At 70.2% G+C, this 15,281-nt stretch carries 15 protein-coding genes; 10 read left to right on the forward strand and 5 right to left on the reverse strand.

What is annotated here, in order from left to right; translation table 11 throughout:
* The first annotated feature begins 87 nt into the window (after positions 1 to 87).
* Entirely contained in the window at positions 88 to 1,176 is a 1,089-nt protein-coding gene (locus LAJ19_RS03885; protein WP_225476996.1) for a 3-deoxy-7-phosphoheptulonate synthase, read from the forward strand.
* A gap of 143 nt (positions 1,177 to 1,319) precedes the next feature.
* Here LAJ19_RS03885 and LAJ19_RS03890 read toward each other — a convergent pair whose 3' ends face one another.
* Positions 1,320 to 3,290, reverse strand: a complete 1,971-nt coding sequence (locus LAJ19_RS03890) for a carbohydrate binding domain-containing protein (RefSeq protein ID WP_225476997.1) — start codon at positions 3,288 to 3,290, stop codon at positions 1,320 to 1,322.
* Between the two features lie 333 nt (positions 3,291 to 3,623).
* Here LAJ19_RS03890 and LAJ19_RS03895 point away from each other — a divergent pair, with 333 nt between their 5' ends.
* The 5 genes from LAJ19_RS03895 to LAJ19_RS03915 are packed head-to-tail and all read left to right on the forward strand — an operon-like array spanning position 3,624 to position 6,753.
* Positions 3,624 to 3,800, forward strand: a complete 177-nt coding sequence (locus LAJ19_RS03895) for a DUF2256 domain-containing protein (RefSeq protein ID WP_225476998.1) — start codon at positions 3,624 to 3,626, stop codon at positions 3,798 to 3,800.
* Entirely contained in the window at positions 3,797 to 4,696 is a 900-nt protein-coding gene (gene uvsE, locus LAJ19_RS03900; RefSeq protein WP_225476999.1) for a UV DNA damage repair endonuclease UvsE, read from the forward strand. Before LAJ19_RS03895 ends, uvsE begins: the two co-directional genes overlap by 4 nt.
* Complete coding sequence (locus LAJ19_RS03905) at positions 4,693 to 5,205, forward strand: gluconokinase (protein ID WP_225477000.1); 513 nt, start codon at positions 4,693 to 4,695, stop codon at positions 5,203 to 5,205. Before uvsE ends, LAJ19_RS03905 begins: the two co-directional genes overlap by 4 nt.
* A gap of 38 nt (positions 5,206 to 5,243) precedes the next feature.
* Complete coding sequence (locus LAJ19_RS03910) at positions 5,244 to 6,164, forward strand: hypothetical protein (protein WP_225477001.1); 921 nt, start codon at positions 5,244 to 5,246, stop codon at positions 6,162 to 6,164.
* 37 nt (positions 6,165 to 6,201) lie between these two features.
* Positions 6,202 to 6,753, forward strand: coding sequence for a 3'-5' exonuclease (locus LAJ19_RS03915; RefSeq protein WP_225477002.1), 552 nt, complete (start codon positions 6,202 to 6,204; stop codon positions 6,751 to 6,753).
* A gap of 98 nt (positions 6,754 to 6,851) precedes the next feature.
* On the opposite strand, the gene LAJ19_RS03920 is transcribed toward LAJ19_RS03915, so the two are convergent.
* Positions 6,852 to 8,699: a phosphodiester glycosidase family protein gene (locus LAJ19_RS03920; RefSeq protein WP_432804227.1), complete on the reverse strand. Its 1,848-nt coding sequence runs from the start codon at positions 8,697 to 8,699 to the stop codon at positions 6,852 to 6,854.
* A 118-nt stretch (positions 8,700 to 8,817) separates the two neighbouring features.
* Here LAJ19_RS03920 and mglB point away from each other — a divergent pair, with 118 nt between their 5' ends.
* Together mglB and mglA are read left to right on the forward strand one after the other, a co-directional pair.
* Complete coding sequence (gene mglB / locus LAJ19_RS03925; protein ID WP_225477003.1) at positions 8,818 to 9,303, forward strand: GTPase-activating protein MglB; 486 nt, start codon at positions 8,818 to 8,820, stop codon at positions 9,301 to 9,303.
* A gap of 34 nt (positions 9,304 to 9,337) precedes the next feature.
* Complete coding sequence (gene mglA, locus LAJ19_RS03930; RefSeq protein ID WP_046844630.1) at positions 9,338 to 9,928, forward strand: GTPase MglA; 591 nt, start codon at positions 9,338 to 9,340, stop codon at positions 9,926 to 9,928.
* A gap of 79 nt (positions 9,929 to 10,007) precedes the next feature.
* On the opposite strand, the gene LAJ19_RS03935 is transcribed toward mglA, so the two are convergent.
* Together LAJ19_RS03935 and murD are read right to left on the reverse strand one after the other, a co-directional pair.
* The gene (locus LAJ19_RS03935; RefSeq protein WP_225477004.1) at positions 10,008 to 11,123 is read right to left on the reverse strand and encodes an FtsW/RodA/SpoVE family cell cycle protein; all 1,116 of its coding nucleotides are present in this window, start codon (positions 11,121 to 11,123) and stop codon (positions 10,008 to 10,010) included.
* Entirely contained in the window at positions 11,120 to 12,448 is a 1,329-nt protein-coding gene (gene murD / locus LAJ19_RS03940; RefSeq protein WP_225477005.1) for a UDP-N-acetylmuramoyl-L-alanine--D-glutamate ligase, read from the reverse strand. The genes LAJ19_RS03935 and murD overlap by 4 nt, the downstream gene beginning before the upstream one ends.
* Positions 12,449 to 12,554: 106 nt before the next feature.
* On the opposite strand from murD, the gene LAJ19_RS03945 reads away from it, so the two are divergent.
* Together LAJ19_RS03945 and LAJ19_RS03950 are read left to right on the forward strand one after the other, a co-directional pair.
* A complete protein-coding gene (locus LAJ19_RS03945; RefSeq protein ID WP_225477006.1) occupies positions 12,555 to 12,725 on the forward strand; it encodes a hypothetical protein in 171 nt (56 codons plus the stop codon).
* A 62-nt stretch (positions 12,726 to 12,787) separates the two neighbouring features.
* Positions 12,788 to 13,729 carry a hypothetical protein gene (locus tag LAJ19_RS03950; RefSeq protein ID WP_225477007.1) on the forward strand — a complete coding sequence of 314 codons (942 nt, stop codon included), beginning with the start codon at positions 12,788 to 12,790 and terminating at the stop codon, positions 13,727 to 13,729.
* A 32-nt stretch (positions 13,730 to 13,761) separates the two neighbouring features.
* Here LAJ19_RS03950 and trmFO read toward each other — a convergent pair whose 3' ends face one another.
* Positions 13,762 to 15,192 (reverse strand): methylenetetrahydrofolate--tRNA-(uracil(54)-C(5))-methyltransferase (FADH(2)-oxidizing) TrmFO, encoded by a 1,431-nt coding sequence (gene trmFO, locus LAJ19_RS03955; RefSeq protein ID WP_255639848.1) that lies wholly within the window; start codon positions 15,190 to 15,192, stop codon positions 13,762 to 13,764.
* Positions 15,193 to 15,281: the final 89 nt, after the last annotated feature.

Here is a 15,281-nt window from a genome sequence, read left to right on the forward strand (position 1 = left end):
ACTCACCGGGCCTAGTCGCGCTGTATCTCACCACCGCCCGGTGCGCCCCCAAGGCCACCGGGCGCTTTCACACCCCAGGAGACGCTCATGACGCACCCCGAACCCACCGTCCAGCCCGGCCGTACCGAGAACCTGAACGTCTCCGGCTTCACGCCCCTGATCACCCCCCGCGCCCTGAAAGCCCGCTGGCCCCTCACGCCCCAGGCTGAAGCGACCGTGCTCGCAGGCCGCCGGGCCGCGCAGGACATCCTCCACGGCCGGGACGACCGCCTGCTCATCGTGGTCGGCCCGTGCTCCGTGCATGACCACGACCAGGCGCTCGAGTACGCCCGCCGCCTCGCCACGCTGCGCGAACGGGTCAAGGATCGCCTGGAAGTGCACATGCGCGTGTACGTCGACAAACCCCGCACCACCGTCGGCTGGCGCGGCTACCTCCTCGACCCTGACATGAACGGCACGAACGACATCAACCGGGGTCTGGAACTCACCCGTCAGCTCATGGTGCAGGTCAGCGAACTGGGCCTTCCCGTCGCCACGGAACTGCTCGACCCGTTCGCTCCGCAGTACGTCTTCGACGCCGTCGCCTGGGCCTGCCTGGGCGCCCGCACCACAGAGTCCCAGACGCACCGCGTGATGAGCAGCGCCGTTTCCGCCCCCATGGGCTTCAAGAACGGCACCGGCGGCGGCATCAAACTCGCCGTGGACGCCATCGTCGCCGCCCGCGCCTCCCACGCGTTCTTCACCATCGACGACGACGGGCAGGCGTGCATCGTGCACACCCTCGGCAACCCCGACGGTCACGTGATTCTCCGCGGCGGTCGCGGCGGCCCGAACGCCGCGCCGCAGTTCGTAAAGGAAGCCGCCGATCTCATGGCGGCTGCCGGCCTCACCCCCGCCGTCATGGTGGACTGCTCGCACGCCAACAGCGGCTCTGACCACACCCGCCAGAACCTGGTGTGGCGTGACGTGCTGCATCAGCGTGCCGCCGGCCAGACCGCCATCAAGGGCCTGATGATCGAAAGTAACCTGCGTGCAGGCAAGCAGAGCATCCCCGCGGACCTCACGCACCTGATCCCCGGTCTGAGCGTCACGGACGCCTGCGTCGGCTGGGACGAAACCGAATCCCTGCTTCTCGAAGCGCACGCCGCGCTCAGCCGCGAACCCGTCAGGGGGTAAGGGCTGAACGCCGCCGGGCACGGTGTTCAGGGTGCCGCGAGGCCGCCGGCCGGACCCCGCGCGGTGCCGGTGCATGCAGTTGAGAAGCCGGAATGAGGCTGCATGGTCGGCCCCGGCTACGGCGAGGGCGGACCATGCGGCTTTCAGTGGGCCGGGATGAGCCGGAAATCCCGGAACGACAGGCTGTACGCGCTGCCAGGCGCCCCGACCGCTCCGAGCATCTGGAGTTGCGCGGCTGGATTGGTGGCGGGGGCGGTAAAGGTGTACGTGAAGGTCTGGTCGGCGGTGCCCAGGGCGGCTTTGGCGTCCAGATAACGGGCGTAGCTGCCGCCGTTCTCCCCGACGACCACGGCGACCTCGCGGGCGTCAGAGGCGCGGCTGGTGAAGGTCAGGGTGTACTTCTGCCCGGCCACGAGGGGAACGTCCGTCTGGTTCAGCTGCACGTGCCAGTTGTTGCTGGGATTCACGTGCGCGACGTTCAGGGTGAGGGTGCCGCCGCTGGTGGTGGCGCTCAGGCCGCTGGCACCGTCCTCCCAGGTGGTCCAGTAGGCGGTGCCGGGCACGCCGGGGATGCCAGGGTGGGCGGCGCTGTCCTGGGTGAACGCCGCGTTGTACAGCAGGTTGCCGTCGGCGGCGGGGGGGCGGGCGCCGGCAGCGTTCCCGGTGCGTTTCACGGTGATGTTGTCCAGCCAGACGGGGCCGGCGCCGGCGTTCCCCAGGTTGAATTCCAGTCGGGCGGCGGCGTCGCTGGTGGCTTTCATGTCGAAGGTCAGGGTGCGCCGCCCGCGGATGGTGCCGGTCTGTACGGTCTGCTCGCCGGAGTACGCGGCGTACCCGCGGTCCTGGCCGCCGCCCACCTTGACCATCATGGAGCGGTTCTGGGCGGCCCAGGTGTCGAAACTCACCTCGTACCGCCCGCCCTGTTCGATGTTCAGGCCGTCCTGGCGGACCTGCACGGCGTAGTTCACGCTGCCGGGGGCAGTGATGTCCGCCTTGAGGGCGTGGTCCTGCGTGGCGTCGTTGCTGAGGGTCACCCGGCCGTCACTGGTGAACAGCGTCCAGAACGCCGAGTGTGGCACGCTGTCCAGGTGAGTGGTGCCGGGCGTGATGTGCGGGTCCGTGTCGGCCCAGTCGAAGCTGCTGTTGTACACGAGGTTCCCGTCACCCAGGGCGGGACGGGCGGGCCGGGGCGTCCACGGGTAGGTCATGGTGGGGCGCGGACCGGGGCTGTTCTTCTCGGCGTTCAGGCCGTACACGCGGACGTAGTCAACGAGCATCTCGGCCGTTTCGGGGGTGGTGGCGTCGGGGTTGCCGTCGAAGTTGCCGCCCACGGCAAGGTTGAGCAGCAGGTAGAACGGCCGGTCGAACGGGGCAGGCCAGGCGTTCAGGTCCGCGTCCCGGGTGGGCGGGGTGGTGTTCGAGCTCCACCACTGGGTTTTCTCGCTGGTGAGCTGCCCATCAATGAACCACTGGATTTTCCCGGGGGTCCATTCCACGCTGTACGTGTGCCACCCGTCCATGCGGCCGCCGTTCGGGTAGGGAACAGTCGCGCCGGAGTACACGTTGTTCGGCCAGACGCCGCCGTAGTGGATGGTCTGGGCCAGCTCACCGGGTTTGCTGCCCCACCCTTCGGCAATGTCGATCTCGCCGCTGGCGGCCCAGCTGGCGTAGGGGCTGGGTTCCTCGGGCAGGAGCCAGATGGCAGGCCACAGGCCCTTGCCGGAGGGAAATTTCGCGCGGATCTCGAAACGGCCGTAGGTGCGGCTGAATTTTCCGGCGGTGCGAATGCGGGCGGAGGTCCAGTCGAAGGTGCCCGTGGTGGCACCGGCCGGGCCGGTGTAGGCGCCCCTGCGGGCAGTGATGACGAGGGTGCCGTTCTCGACGCGCAGGTTCTCTGGGCGGTCGGTGTAGTACTCCAGTTCATTGTTGCCCCAGCCGGCAATGTAGTCCGTGCCGGCTGTGAAGCCGTTACCAATCTGCGGGGTCCAGCGGGCCGCATTGAGGGTGGTGCCGCTGAATTCGTCCTGCCAGGCGGCCTGGGGACTGACAGTGCGGGCAGTGCTGCACGCGGTGAAGAGGGCAGTGAGGGTGAGCAGCAGCGGCAGTCGGGTCATGGGGGCTCCTGTGCGGGCGAGGGCGCGGAGGGGCATGGGGCCGCGTCACCCGGCAGGCTGGTGCGCTGGGGCACGGCCGGGTGGCGTCCCCGACGGGCGGAGAGCAGCAGGGGAAAGATGGAACTGTGGTTGAGCGTACCCAGTCTTGAAAGCGCTGTCAAGAATGTCTGCCACCGCCCATGAAGAGGAGAGAACTGCGTTCAGTACAATGAATTCTGGCTGCCATCTGCACGAATGAGCTTATGCCCCACTGAAGTGGGCGTGCGCCCTCCCAAGAAAGCCGCAAGCCTGCCCTTGCCGCCCTTCACGCTGCGCGCGGCATGCTGAGCAGGTATGGCGCGCCGAAACAACACCTTCGGGGGCGGTCGGCCCCCCAGCGAACGGCCCAGCAAAATCTGCGCCCACTGCCAGCTGCCGTTCACGTGGCGCCGGAAATGGGCCCGTGACTGGGACGAGGTCCGCTACTGTTCTGAGCGCTGCCGGGCCGCCGCGAAACGGGAGAGACCATGACCACCCCCACCTACGGCCTGGTCTGCCTGACCCTGGGTCCCGAAGTCCGCTTCCGCACCATCACCCTCACCCGCTTCCGCGCCCTGCCGCCTGAACAGCGCGCCGCCACACTGCTGGACCTGTACGCCGCGAACATCAGCCGCCTGCGCGGCGCAGCCACCTACTGCGCCGCGCGCGGCATCCGTCTGTACCGCCTGAGCTCCAGCCTGTTTCCCATGCTCGACCTCGACGGGGACGACACCGGCGCCAGCGTTCTCGCGCACCTCGCCCCGCAGCTGCTCGAAGCCGGACAGGCCTTCCAGAACGCCGGAATCCGCCTGCTGATGCACCCTGAGCAGTTCATCGTGCTGAACAGCGACCGCCCCGAAGTGCGCGCCAGCAGCCTGCGCGCCATCACCACCCACGCGCACGTCATGGACACCATGGGCCTGGAACGCAGCCACTGGAATCTCCTGCTGCTGCACGGCGGTAAGGGCGGCCGCGCCGCCGAACTGCAGGCCCTGATTCCCGACCTGCCCGACCCCGTCCGCCTGCGCCTGGGCCTGGAGAACGACGAACGCGCCTACAGTCCCCGCGACCTGCTGCCCGTGTGCGAGGCCACCGGCACGCCCCTGATTCTCGACGCGCACCACCACGTGGTGCACGACCGTCTGCCGGATCAGGAGCACCCCAGCGTGCGGGAGTGGGTTCTCGCCGCCCGGCGCACCTGGCACCCCCCAGAGTGGCAGGTGGTACACCTCAGCAACGGCCTGGACGGCCCGCAGGACCGCCGGCACAGTCACCTGATCAGCCATCTGCCCAGCGCCTACCACGACGTCCCCTGGATCGAGGTGGAAGCCAAGGGCAAGGAGGAGGCCCTGGCGGACCTGCATGCCCGCCTACACTACAGGGCGTGACCTCCAACCCCGGTGAGCCGCAGCGCCTGATCGTCATGGGCGTCTCCGGCAGTGGCAAGACCAGCGTCGGCGAGGCGCTCGCCGCGGCCCTCCACACCACGTTCCTGGACGCCGACAATTACCACACCACCGAGGCCCGCGCGCGCATGCACGCCGGGCAGGCCCTCACGGACGCCGACCGCGCTCCCTGGCTCGCCCGGCTGCGCCAGCACCTGTGCGGGCACGGGCGCCTGGTGCTGGCCTGCTCCGCCCTGAAACGCGCCTACCGGGACGAACTGCGCGTGCCCGGCGTGCAGTTCCTGTTCCTGGACGTGCCTGAACTCCTCCTGCGCGACCGCCTGCAACGCCGCACCGGGCATTACGCCGGCGTCAGTCTCCTGGACTCCCAGCTGACAACCCTGCAACGACCTGGCCCCGACGAACCGGACGTGCACACCCTGCCGGTCAGCGCAGGCGACACAACCGCTGCCCTCGTCAGGCGCGCCACCGCCCTGCTGAACGTCAGGTAAGGCAGCGCCCCGCCCGGCGTTCCCCTACCCTGCAGACCATGACCCGCCGCTTCATGTCCCTGCTGCGTGCCCTTCCCGTCCTGCTTGTGGCGCAGGTGCAGGCCGCCGGAATTCTCGGCACCAGCGTCACGCCGGCGCAGATTCAGGCGTCCACGTTCTGTCAGCAGTACAGCTGCGGAGAACCGTTCGTGCGCGGCCGCGACTGGCAGTACCCGTTCAGCCGCTACCAGGGTCTCACCATCACCCGGGAGTCCGGTGAGGCCGGCAGCCGCGTGGTGAGTGTGAGCCTCTGGGTGCGCAATGACGGCCTGAACGCCGCGGCCGACCGGGCCGCCTTCCAGCAGGCGCAGCGCCTCGCCCTGGGGTACGTGCCCTACACCGGCGCCGTTGAACCCTGCTACGCCGCCATGACCACCCGTACCCTCGTGAACCGCCCGGACGAACGCACCCTGGGCGTGAGCTGTGAACTGTGGGACAGCAGCACCGACTTTTACGTCACTGCCGACCCCGCCTACCTCGCACGCACCGCACCCGCCCCGGCGGCCCTGAGTAGCGGACCCACCAAACTTCACCGCTGGTCCTTCACGACCTGCGCCTCCCAGAGCGGCACGAACACGTACCTGCTGATGGGCGAGGCGGCCCGCTGCACCCTGCGCATCGAAACGAAAGGCGAGCAGAGCCCAGTCGTGAAGGCCGAACTGCAGTACGAAATCGAGTATGTGCAAAACGGCCAGTACGTCAAGAAACTCCTGCCCGGGAAGGAACTCTGGCTGCCCGGCCGGGCGCCCGGCGCCCTCGACCCGCGCCTCACCCAGCAGGGCCGCGTCATCACCCTCAACGTCAGCCTCGCGGTGAAGAAAACGCCCGGCCGCACCGTGACCAGCCTGAACACCATTGCGAAACTCACCTTCGCAAACGGCGCCGTGAAAACCGCCTATGAACCTCTCCTGGTCCGCTGACCTCCGCAACTGCCCCGCAGGCGCTACCCTGCGGGGCGTGAACGTTGTCGTGTTCGACCTGGAAACCACGGGCCTCTCACCGGAACGAGACGGCATCGTCGAAATTGGCGCCGTGCGCATCGTGGACGGCCGGGTGGACGAAACGCAGCGCTACGAGACCCTGGTGCGCCCCACCAGCGCCGACGGGCGCGCCATGCTGATTCCCTGGCGGGCCGAGCGGGTGCACGGCATCAGCAACGACATGGTGCGCGCCTCACCCACCATTGCGCAGGTGCTGCCCGAATTCCTGGAGTTCGTCAACGGCTGGCCGGTCGTGGCCCACAACATCGGCTTCGACGGCGGGTTCATGCGCACCAACGCCACCCGGCACGGCCTGACGTGGAACCCGGCTGCGGAACACTGCACCGTGCAACTCTCCCGCCGGGCATTCCCGAAAGAACGCGCGCACAACCTGACGGTACTGGCCGAACGGCTGGGCCTGAATTTCGCGCCCGGCGGCCGGCACCGCAGCTTCGGGGACGTGCAGGTCACCGCGCAGGCCTACCTGCGCCTCATGGACCTCCTCCAGAGCAGACCGGTCAAGTCCTGACAGACCCCCGGGGGTGAACGGCCGGCCCCGCGCGCGCCGGCCTGCATGCCAGTTGACTTGCCCACGCCCCAGGTGACGCCGCTGAGTCAGGGCACGCGCTACTTCCGCGCAGTCTGACTGCGCGGAACGAGCACAATCGCATTCGGCACCGGGCGGCTCCAGACGGTGTTCAGGTACCCGCCCAGATTGCCGTACCCGCCGGTCACGAACGCCGTGGCGCTGCTGCCGCTGTCCAGACGCACCGCGTCCTGCACGCCTGCCCTCGCCAGGGCCGCCGCGAAGGCGTCCGGGGAGCCGTGTTCCAGGAACGCAATCGTGGGCTGCCCGCCCAGCACCCCGAACGCCACCTGCCGGGTGGCCCGCCAGATGCTGCCCGCCGTGTTGAACCCCTCGCGCTGCGCGTCCAGCACCACACGCCCCCCCTGAACGAGCAGCGGCCCGGCACTCAGGGCGTCCACAGCCGTGTCCCAGATGCTGTCGGCCCGCCAGTTCAGCGCCACGCCCAGAGGCGCGCCCGCCGCACGCGGCAACTGCGGGAACCGCGCCGGGTCGAACGTGAAGGCCAGCGTGCCTTCCGGCGGCGTGACCCCGCCGGTCAGGGCGCGGCCCACTGTGGCGCTGCCAGGCGCGACCAGCAGCGTGGTGAGCGCGTCAGCGCCCACACGGGTGCGGCCATCCCCAACAAACGCCGTCAGCAGCCCCGCGTCCGGCTTCGACCGGACGCTGTTCACGGTCACGCTGAAGCCCGCGCCGCTCAGCACGTACCGGGGGCGCGGGTACCCGAACAGCGTGCCGCCCTGCGCCGTGAAGCCCAGCGTGCCCCGTTTCTCCAGACTGGGCGCGGTCATCAGGCCTCCCACCGCCACGAGATCCACCGGCAGGCGACTGGCCGGGTCGAAGTACCCGCCGTTCACGCCCGCCACGCCCCCCGCCTGCTTCACGAGGTCCGCCACGCCACTGGCACGGCCGGTAGCGGCCGTCACCACACGCGGCTGGTAGAGCGCCGGGTCGAAGCTCAGCAGGTGCAGCCCGCCCAGCTGCCGGTACGCGACGCCGTCCGGCAGGGCGTCCGGATCCACGGGCGGCGGAACGGTGTTGTCCAGGTACGTGGTGGTGTCCACCACCACCCGGTACGGATTGTCCAGCGTGAAGATCTCACTGCGGCCGCCCGACGTGGCGAGCGTCACGCTGGCGCCCGCCGCGCCCTGCGCCAGCGTGAGCGTGTCACCGGACTCCAGCGTCTGCGTGCCCGGCGTAACCCCGACCCCCGGGAGCGTGAGGTTCACGCCGTCCTGCGCGCGGGTCACGGTGTACGGCACCGTGGCGCTGAGTTCCAGCACCACGCGCTGCACCTCCACCGTGCGGTGCAGGGTCCGGCTGACCCGAACGGTATCCAGGTTCGCACTGGCCGACGGGGTGGGCGGCACCACCGTCACCGGGATGGGAGGCGCGGGCACAGGGGTCACGGCCGGCACCCCCGGATCCGGTGAGGGCGGCAGCGTGCCGGCCGGCACGCTCTCCGGCGCCCCGAAATCCAGCAGGGCCGGGGTATCAGCCAGCACCGGCACGCCCAGCGCCGTGAGGGCCGTGACCGGCACGTACAGGCTGCCGCCCGCAAGTTGCGGCAAGGAAAGTTTGCCGCCCAGGGTAAACCCCACCGCCCGCCACCCGGTGGCCGGCGCGAAGCGCAGTTCCCGGCCGCGGAACAGCAGCCGCAGATCCACCGGGTCATTGCGGACAGCCACGCCCAGACGCGGGAGGGTCCACACGGCCAGCGCCTCGCCGCCCGGCAGCACGCGGGATTCCACGGCGCTGGCCTGCACCACGCCAGCCACCGCGACCGGACGGGCGGCGGCGGCACCCAGCAGGGTCAGGCCCAGCAGGGCCGTGAGGGTGCCGGAGGTGCGGAGACGACGGGAGGAGGATCGGCGGGGGCTTCCCTTCACGCGGGCGAGTGTAGCGCCCCCCGGAGCCGGCGCGGGTGAGCACGCCGTCAGCTTCACCGGCCGCCCCCGGCGCGCAGTCAGGCTCTTGTATGAAATGTGATTTTATAGTGACGCCCATATGATCGAACCATCACTGGCGCTGTACGGCGACGCCTTCGAGCGCGTAGACGGGCTTATTCAGGAGCTGCTGGACACCACGGGCGTACGCTACGGCCTGCTGGTGGACCGCAAGGGCTTCGTGCTCTCCCACAAAGAAGCGCTGTGGGCGCCGCGCCCGCCCGCACTCGACAGCGTCGCCACGCTGGTCGCCAGCAACGCCGCCGCGACGGCCGCCCTGGCCAACATGCTGGGCGAACGCACCTTCAGCGAGCAGATCCACCAGGGCGAGAACGGCACCCTGTACGTGGAGAGCGTCGGCACCGACTCGCTGCTCACCCTGATCTTCGACGCCAGCGTGCCGCTGGGCAAGGTCAAGGTGTACGCCAAGAAGAGCATCGGGCAGATCGCCGCGATCCTCGACGAACTCAAGGACATCCCACCCGTGCAGCTCGGTGAGGACTTCAGCCAGGGCGCCACGTCCCTGCTGGACGACCTGCTCGGCTGATCGCCCCACCCCCACGTTCGGATACAGGAGACCCATGAGCACCATCAACTTCGCGGCGCGCGAAATCAACTGCAAGATCGTCTACTACGGCCCCGGCATGAGCGGCAAGACCACCAACCTCAAGCACGTGTTCTCCAAGGTGCCCGGCCACCTGCGCGGCGAGATGGTCTCCCTGGCCACCGAGGACGAACGCACCCTGTTCTTTGACTTCCTGCCGCTGGACCTCGGCACCGTGCAGGGCTTCAAGACCCGCTTCCACCTGTACACCGTGCCCGGCCAGGTGTTCTACAACGCCAGCCGCAAACTGATCCTGCGCGGCGTGGACGGCATCGTGTTCGTCGCGGACAGCGCCCCCAACCGCCTGCGCGCCAACGCCGAAAGCATGCGCAACCTCCGCGAGAACCTCCAGGAGCACGGCATCGACGTGCGCGACGTGCCGATCGTGCTGCAGGTGAACAAGCGCGACCTGCCCGACGCCCTGCCGCTGTCCATGATCCGCGCGGTCGTGGATCCCAAGCAGGAACTGATGATCTTCGAGGCGGTGTCCGACAAGGGCGTCGGCGTGTTCGAGACCCTCAAGACCGTCAGCCGCCTGGTGCTCGAGCGCCTCTCCCAGAACAAATAAAGGTCACGGAAGGGGGTGGGAAGTGCCGCTGAGCACTTCCCACCCCCTTCCGCCGTTGTCGTTCCCGCCCGCGCTGCGGTCAGTCGGTGCTCAGCGTCACCGGCGCGTCCGTCGTGACGTCACCGTCGTACAGCTGCCGGCGCACCTCCCGCATGGCGGAATGGATGACGGCCAGCGCCACACTCATGGTCAGCATGCTGGAAAAACCGTAACTCACCAGCGGCAGCGGCACGCCCGTCACCGGGAAAATACCGGCCGCGACGCACAGGTTCACGAAGGCCTGGCCCACGATCATGAACATCGCCCCGATGGCCAGGATGCTCGCGCCGTGCACCTCGGGCGTCATGGGCCGGACCCGGCTGGCGAGGTGCGCCACGTCCAGCGCCGTGACCACAATCACCCAGTACGCGAACAGCAGGGTCGCCACGCCCAGCAGGCCCGACGTGAAGCCCACGGACGCCACGATCATGTCGGTGTGTTCCCCGAAGTATTTGTAGCGCAGGCCGTCCGGACCCTGCCCGATCAGCCCGCCGAAACTCAGGTCGCGGTGCGCGAGACCAATCTGGTCCAGGCCCTGCTGCGTGCTGACATCCCGCGTCTGGTGCCCCGTCCAGCGTTCCAGGATGTAGGGGTGCTGCTCCAGGTACAGGCCGCCGAACGGAATGGCAAGCATGGTGAGCGCCAGGATGAAGCCGCTGATGTTACTGATCCGCACGCCCGCCGCGTACATCAGGATGATGCCCAGCCCGAACATCAGCACGCTGGTGCCCAGGTCCGGCTCGATGAACACCAGGCCGGTGGTGAGGAGAATCATGCCGGTCGCGCTGATCAGTTTGTTCTGCACGCCGCGACGGGCAAAGAACGACGCGAGCATCAGGACCAGACCCAGCTTCGCCATCTCGGACGGCTGGAAACGCACCGGCCCGAAGTGCAGCCAGCGGCGGGTCGCCTCGCTTTCCGCCGTGCCCACCCCGACGAACGGCACCAGGGCCAGCAGCAGCAGCGTGAACACCCACACGCCCGGCCCGATCCGCAGGAACGCCCGTGGCCGCAGCCGCGCAATGAGCATCGTGGCGCCCACCGCCAACAGGGCCTTCAGGCCATGATCGGCAATCTTGTCCGGCTCGGACGCCGCGACGCCCAGCAGCCCCAGGCTGATCAGCAGAATCTGCGCGATGACCAGCTGAATGCTCACCGTGCCACCTCCGCTGCCAGCGCCTGCGCGGCCTGCCGGAAGGCGTCCCCACGCGCCTTGTAATCCCGGAACTGATCGAAACTCGTGCCGATCGGCGCGAGCAGCACGGTGCCCTCACCCTTCAGCGCGTCCAGGCCCGCGCGGACCGCGGCGCGCATGGTCGCCGCGCCGTCCTCCCCCTGCACCACCCGGTAGGGAAGACCCAGGCCGCGGGCCAGCGCCTCACCGTCCTCACCGAACGCGATCACCTGCGACACCCGGCCGGCCGCCGCCTCACGCAGCGGGTCAAGGTCGGCGCCCTTGTCGCGGCCGCCCACCAGCCACGCCACCGGCGGCGCGGCGCGCTCCAGCGCCGCCTGCACCGCCAGGGTGCGCGTGGCGATGCTGTCCTCCACAAAGCGGACGTTGCCCAGACGCGCCACGGTTTCAAAGCGCCCGGCGACCGGTTGCGCGCTCCGCAGCGCCCCGGCGAGCGCCCCGGCGAGCGCCGGGCGGCCCAGGTGTGAGAGCATCGCCTCGGCCGCCAGCACGGCCGCCGCGGCGTTCGCCGGATGAACGCCGTCCGGCAGGTCCGCGGCCCCCAGGACGGACGTGCCGTCTGCCAGCGTGATGCGTTCTGCCTGAAAGGGGCGCACCTGCGCCCGCGTGGGCACCTGCAGGCCGTGCGGCACAATCAGCACGTCCGGCTGATCCTGGCCCGCCGTGATGTTCAGCTTCGCCGCGTGGTACGCCTCGACCGTCCGGTGCCGGTCCAGGTGGTCCACGCCCAGGTTGGTGATCACCGCCACCGGCAGGCGCAGCCCCGGCACCCGCTCCAGCTGGAAGCTCGACAGCTCCACCACCGCCACCTCCGCGTCATCCACCACGTCCAGCAGGGGCGGGTCGATGTTCCCGCCTTCGCGGGCCCGCACGCCCAGTTCTCGCAGCAGATGCGCCACCAGCACGGTGGTGCTGCCCTTCCCGGCGGTGCCGGTGATGCCCACCATGGGCACGGCCGGACGCAGGCGCGCGGCCAGGGCCACCTCACCGATCACCTCTGCGCCCCGCGCCCGGAACGCCACCAGGTCCGGGTGATCAATCGGGACGCCCGGGGCGGCCACCACCGTGGCGTAGGTGCCCGCCGCGTCACCCCGCTCCCACCCCAGTTCATCCATCAGCGTCTCGTCCTCCGGGGCGGGACGTGCGTCCAGCCACTCGGCCTGCAGGCCTTCGCGCGCCAGGAAGCGCGCCGCGCCCCGCCCACTGCGGCCCAACCCATAGAGCAGCACCCGCCCACCCGGCACTTCTGCCCCCACCGCACCCGATCTCAGCCCGTCAAGCGTCACGCCCACACCATAGACCAGCGCGGGCACGCTTGTGTTCCGTGTCACACGTGAGAAACAATCCAGAGGCCAGCGCCCCACACCTGCCCTGAGCTTCTGGAGGTTCCGCATGCACCGCCCGGCCCGGCTTCTCCTGCTGACCCTGCTGCTGCCCGCTGCCCTGGCAGGCGGGCGCGGCGCCCCGCCCGCCCGCACCCTGCCCCCCCGGCGATCACGGCGCCCGTCCGGGAACTGGCCGTCGCGGCGCGCCCGGACGGTACGCTCCTCCTCGCCGTCCTGATCGACCACGGCCGCTACAACAGCGGGCGCGGCACGTCCGTCGCGCGGGTCCTGCGCACCTGGGTGAGCGGCCCGGACGGCTGGCACCCCCTGGGCGGCATCCTGAACTACCGTCAGCCGCGCCCCGCCGCCAGCCTGAACCTCGCCACCGACCCGCAGGGCGGCGCGGTCCTCGCGTGGAACGAGAACTACGCGGACAACGACGTCGTGGAATTCCGCGCCCTGAAAGGCGGCACGTGGACCGACTGGCACGCCCGGTACCTGGGCGACGACCTGCCGTACGCCGCCCGCACCCGCGCCGTCGCCGCGTGGAACGGCGACCTGCTCCTTGCGTGGGGCGAATGGCTGCGCACCCCCGGCGGCAGCCAGCTCACCGTGCGCACCTGGAACCCCGCCGCGAACAGCTGGGTGCGCGGCCCGCGCTTCAACGACCGCGCCCAGTTCTCCCGCACGCCCGCCCTGGCCGTCACCCGCCAAGGGCAGCCGGTCGTGGCGTGGCTGCAAGGTGAGGTGACCGCCAGCCGCGCCCTCGCCGCCCGCTGGACCGGCGCGGCGTGGCAGCCGCTGGGCGCCGCCCTGAACCGTCACGGCCCCGCCTACGTGGCCGCCACCCGTCTCGTGCTGGACGGTCAGGACCGCCCCATCGCCGCGTGGCTCGAGGATCACGGCGGGACGGACACCCTCTACGCGGCCCGCTGGACCGGCGCAGCGTGGCAGCCGCTCGGCACCAGGGTCAGCGGCGCTTTCGCGTCCGCGCCGGCCCTCGCCACCGATCCTGCCGGGCACGCCGCGCTCGCCTGGGTGGAGGAGACCGGCGGCCGCGGACAGGTGCACCTCGCCCGCTGGGACGGCCAGACGTGGCAGGCCCGCGGCGTCCTGAACCTTGACCCGCGCCGCGACGCCCGTTCCCCCAGCCTCACCTTCAGTCCGGACGGCACCCTGACCGTCGCCTGGCGTGAGGACGTCGCGGGGCAGTACACCCTGCAGCTGCGCCAGGAACGCTGAGCCCCCGGTCTGCAACGCTGCCCAGCCGCTCCTCAGCCCAGCGCCGGAAGACTCTCAGGCTCAGCGGCGGGCAGCAGGGCAGGCGGGGTGACCGTCAGGCCCACGTCCTGCGCGGCCCAGTCCATGAACGCGTTCAGGCCGCGGCGGAACATCACCGGGCGTTTCTCCCGCTTGCCCAGCTTCCGGGGCTTCCCGGTGCGCTCGTTGAGCACCACGGGCAGCTCGGGCACCAGCGCCCAGTTCACGTTCATCGGCTGGAAGCCCTTCGGGTTCGCGCTCGCCAGGTACCGCGTCAGGCCGCCCAGCATGCTCTCCGCCGGGGGGGTGACCGCCGGCAGGCCCAGCGCCAGGCGCGCCGCGTTCGTGCCGGCCAGCCACCCGGTCGCCGCCGACTCCAGGTAACCTTCCGTGCCCGCCAGCACGCCCGCCACGAGTTTCGTGGGGTCCGCCCGCAGCTGCAGCGTCGCGTCCAGCACCAGCGGCGCGTTCAGATACGTGTTGCGGTGCATCACGCCGTAACGCACGATCTCCGCGGTCTCCAGACCCGGAATCAGGTTCACGACGGCCTTCTGGTCGCCCCACTTCAGGCCCGTCTGGAAGCCCACCAGTGACCACATGCGGCCCTCACGGTCCTCCTGGCGCAGCTGCGCGACCGCGTACGGCCAGCGCCCTGTCCGCGGATCATCCAGGCCTTTCGGGGACATCGGCCCGAAACGCGGCGTGTCCACACCGCGGCGCGCGATCTCCTCGATCGGCATGCACCCCTCGAAGAACTCCAGCTTCTCCCAGTCGTGCGGCGTGTGCGCCCGCGCCTGTTCCAGTGCCCCGAAGAAGGCCAGGTACTCGTCTTTGGTGAACGGACAGTTGATGTAGTCCGCGCTCTGCTCGTACCGTCCGGCCCGCCACGCCACATCCATGTTGATGCTCTCAAACGCAATGACCGGCGCCGCCGCGTCATGAAAACTCAGGCGTTCACTGCCGGTCAGGCGGGCCACGTCCTCCGCCAGCGCATCCGAGGTGAGCGGCCCCGACGCGATCACCGCCACGCCGTCCGGCACCGCCGTCACCTCACCCTCCACCACCTCAATAAGCGGGTGCTCCCGCACCGCCCGCGTGACCCGCGCGCTGAACTCCTCACGCTCCACCGCCAGTGCATTGCCCGCCGGCAGCTTCGACGCGTCCGCCGCGCCGACAATCGCGCCGCCCACACTGCGCAGCTCCGCCTGCAGCAGGCCCTTGCTCTGCAATTCCCCCTCGCCGCCCAGGGAATTGCTGCACACGAGTTCCGCGAAGTTCCCGCTGCGGTGCGCCGGGGTCATCTTCACCGGCCGCATCTCGTGCAGCCGCACCCGCACGCCCAGCCGCGCCGCTGCCAGCGCCGCCTCCGAACCCGCCAGGCCCGCCCCAATCACCGTGATCATTCGCTCACTCACAGCCGCGCAGTGTACGGGAAGACCGCCCAGTGAAGTGTGCTGCGCGCCCCCCGCCCACTGACGCCTTGTCGGCTGGCACCCGCGTGAAGGTGCCAGCGCGGCCCCCAGACCGCGCTGGG

Origin of the sequence: Deinococcus taeanensis (assembly GCF_020229735.1) — a bacterium.
GTDB lineage: Bacteria > Deinococcota > Deinococci > Deinococcales > Deinococcaceae > Deinococcus > Deinococcus taeanensis.

Excerpts from the sequence above, each read along its gene's own strand:
- LAJ19_RS03885 (WP_225476996.1), top strand. The coding sequence starts at position 88 with ATGACGCACCCCGAACCCACCGTCCAGCCCGGCCGTACCGAGAACCTG.
- LAJ19_RS03890 (WP_225476997.1), bottom strand. The coding sequence starts at position 3,290 with ATGACCCGACTGCCGCTGCTGCTCACCCTCACTGCCCTCTTCACCGCG.
- LAJ19_RS03895 (WP_225476998.1), top strand. The coding sequence starts at position 3,624 with ATGGCGCGCCGAAACAACACCTTCGGGGGCGGTCGGCCCCCCAGCGAA.
- uvsE (WP_225476999.1), top strand. The coding sequence starts at position 3,797 with ATGACCACCCCCACCTACGGCCTGGTCTGCCTGACCCTGGGTCCCGAA.
- LAJ19_RS03910 (WP_225477001.1), top strand. The coding sequence starts at position 5,244 with ATGACCCGCCGCTTCATGTCCCTGCTGCGTGCCCTTCCCGTCCTGCTT.
- mglB (WP_225477003.1), top strand. The coding sequence starts at position 8,818 with ATGATCGAACCATCACTGGCGCTGTACGGCGACGCCTTCGAGCGCGTA.
- mglA (WP_046844630.1), top strand. The coding sequence starts at position 9,338 with ATGAGCACCATCAACTTCGCGGCGCGCGAAATCAACTGCAAGATCGTC.
- LAJ19_RS03945 (WP_225477006.1), top strand. The coding sequence starts at position 12,555 with ATGCACCGCCCGGCCCGGCTTCTCCTGCTGACCCTGCTGCTGCCCGCT.